The sequence below is a fragment of the Kitasatospora sp. MY 5-36 genome, assembly GCF_001182915.1.
Lineage (GTDB): Bacteria > Actinomycetota > Actinomycetes > Streptomycetales > Streptomycetaceae > Kitasatospora.
On record NZ_LFVW01001027.1, the window covers coordinates 1 to 2,357 of the forward strand.

Below are 2,357 nucleotides of genomic sequence, written 5' to 3' on the forward strand. Positions count from 1 at the left end.
CGGGCCCCCCTGCCCGGCCTGGTAGGGCTGCGGGGCGACCTGCGGCTGCGGGAGGTCCTCGTAGTCCTCCGGGCCGAAGTAGCCGACCTGGGTCTGCTGGTTGCGGTCCCGCGCCGCGCGCAGCTGGGTCTGCCACGGGTGCGGCGCCTCCTCCTGCGGCGGCCCGGCGGGCGGGGGCGGCGGCACGGCGGCGGGCGGCATCACCCGGGTGCGGTCCGGGGCGCCCTGCGGGGGCGGCGGCTGGGTGCCCATCACCGCGGTCGCCGCGGCCGGGTCGTACTGCCCGCTGGTCGGCGGCAGCACCTGGGTGTGGTCCTCGGCACCGGGGGCCGTACCGGGGACCATGAAGCCCGGGGCCAGGGCGCCCGGCACCGTCACGGGCGGCAGCGGCGGCATGCTGCCGGGGACGGCCGTCGGCTGCGGGTCCGGCAGCAGCAGGGCGCCGACCGCCAGCGCCTCGTCCACCGCCGCCGGGGAGGCGTGCACGCCGACCCCGGCCGCGACCACCCGCAGCGCGTGCGCCAGCGAGGTGGCACCGGGCCGCTGGGCCGGGTCCTTGCGCAGGCAGCGCTCGATCACCGTCCAGAGCGGCTCGGGCATGGTGCTGGGCCGCTGCGGCTCCTGGGCCAGGTGGGCCTGGAGCACGGCGAGGGCGCTGTCGCCCTGGAACGGCTGGCGGCCGGTGACCAGCTCGTACAGCATGATCCCGGCGCCGTACACGTCCACCGCGGAGGTCTGCGGACGGCCCTCGGCGGACTCCGGCGCGACGTAGGCGGGGGTGCCGACGAACTCGTGGGTGCGGGTGACGCCCGGGGAGTCGGCGAGCCGGGCGATGCCGAAGTCGGTCAGCAGCGGGTGCATCCGCTCGACGCCGTCCACCACGGTGGAGGCGAGCATCACGTTGGCCGGCTTGAGGTCGCGGTGGACGATCCCGTCCGCGTGGCTGGCCGCCAGCGCGTCCGCGACCTGGGCCATCAGCAGGGCGCCGGCGATCGGGCTGAACGGGCCGTTGGCGCGCAGGTAGCGGGCCAGGTCGGGGCCGTCCACCAGGTCCATCACCAGGGCCAGCAGCTCGCCCTCGACGACCAGGTCGCGGACCCGGACGATGTTGGGGTGGGTCAGCCGCAGCAGCAGGGAGCGCTCGCGCAGGAAGCGCATCACCACGTCGGGGTCGGCGGCCAGCTCCTCGCGCAGCACCTTGATCGCCACCCGCTGCCCGGGCGGGCAGCCCGGCACCTGGACGTCCTCGCGCACCACGCCGCGCCAGACGGTGCCGGTCGCACCCCGCCCGAGGGTCTCATCCAGCAGATACTTGCTGCCGACTGGCCGCACCTGTCGCACTCCTCGCCGTGCCGCCCGCGCGGGGCGCTCCTCCGCCGGTGCGGTGAGCCTGCCGGGCCCGTGTCTGCGGCCACTCTAACGGTGACCGTACGGGTTTTTGAGGTGGTCGGTAGGCCATCCGCACGGTCTGGGGAAGGGTTGGGGGAGATCCCCTAGGGAAGGTCCCCGGGACGCTGCGAGGGGGCGGCAAACCTGACTCCCCGTCGCCCCCGCCACGGCCACGATCGCAAGATCGTCAAATCCGGTACGGTGCGCGGACCGTCCACGACGGATGGCAGGATGGACACTCGCCACTCGTGTGGCCCAACGGTGCCCTTGGCACCGGGCAGCGGCACCAGGCTTCACATCAGCAGAAGGGACCCGCGGGCGAGATGCAGATCCGGCTGACCGTCCTCCGACCGCGCAGCGGCCCGTCCGCCGCCGGCTCCGCCATTCCCTACGTGGACGTGCTGGTGACCGCGCCCGTCGGCACCGCACTCGGCGCCATCGCGGGCGCGCTCGCGGGTGCCGTGGGCGTGCGCGGGCCGCGGGCCGCCACCCACGTACACCTGTACGCCGGGGCGCACCGGGTCGACGAGCACACCCTGCTCGGCCACCCCCCGCTGCTCGACGGCGCCGTCCTCAGCCTGAACGAGCCCGACCCGACCGCCGACGACCCCGACGACGCCCCCGCCGCCGCCGAACTGCGGGTGGTCGGCGGCCCCGACGCCGGCGGCGTGCACCGGCTGCACGGCCGGGAGATCCGGATCGGCCGCTCCGCCGAGGCCGACGTCCCGCTCGACGACCCGGACGTCTCCCGGCTGCACCTCTCCCTGCACCTCGCCGAGGACGGCCGGATCTCCGTACGCGACCTCGGCTCCACCAACGGCACCGCCCTGGACGGCCGGCTCGTCCCGCCCGTCCCGCCGGAGGCCGCCGTCCCGCTGGAGCCCGGCGCCGTGCTGCGGATCGGCGAGTCCACCCTCCAGGTGACCGCCCCCGACCCGGCCGAGGCCGCCGGAGCCGTCCGCGCCGCC

2 protein-coding genes are annotated in these 2,357 nt (G+C 76.4%); one reads left to right on the forward strand and one right to left on the reverse strand.

The features are described 5' to 3' along the window. Positions 1–1,332: serine/threonine-protein kinase (locus AE652_RS39695; protein ID WP_049660493.1), on the reverse strand; the 1,332-nt coding region annotated here is incomplete at its 3' end. A gap of 380 nt (positions 1,333–1,712) precedes the next feature. Between AE652_RS39695 and AE652_RS39700 the strand changes: the two genes are divergently transcribed. Further along, a partial coding sequence (locus AE652_RS39700; RefSeq protein ID WP_049660494.1) for an FHA domain-containing protein occupies positions 1,713–2,357 on the forward strand: 645 nt, incomplete at its 3' end.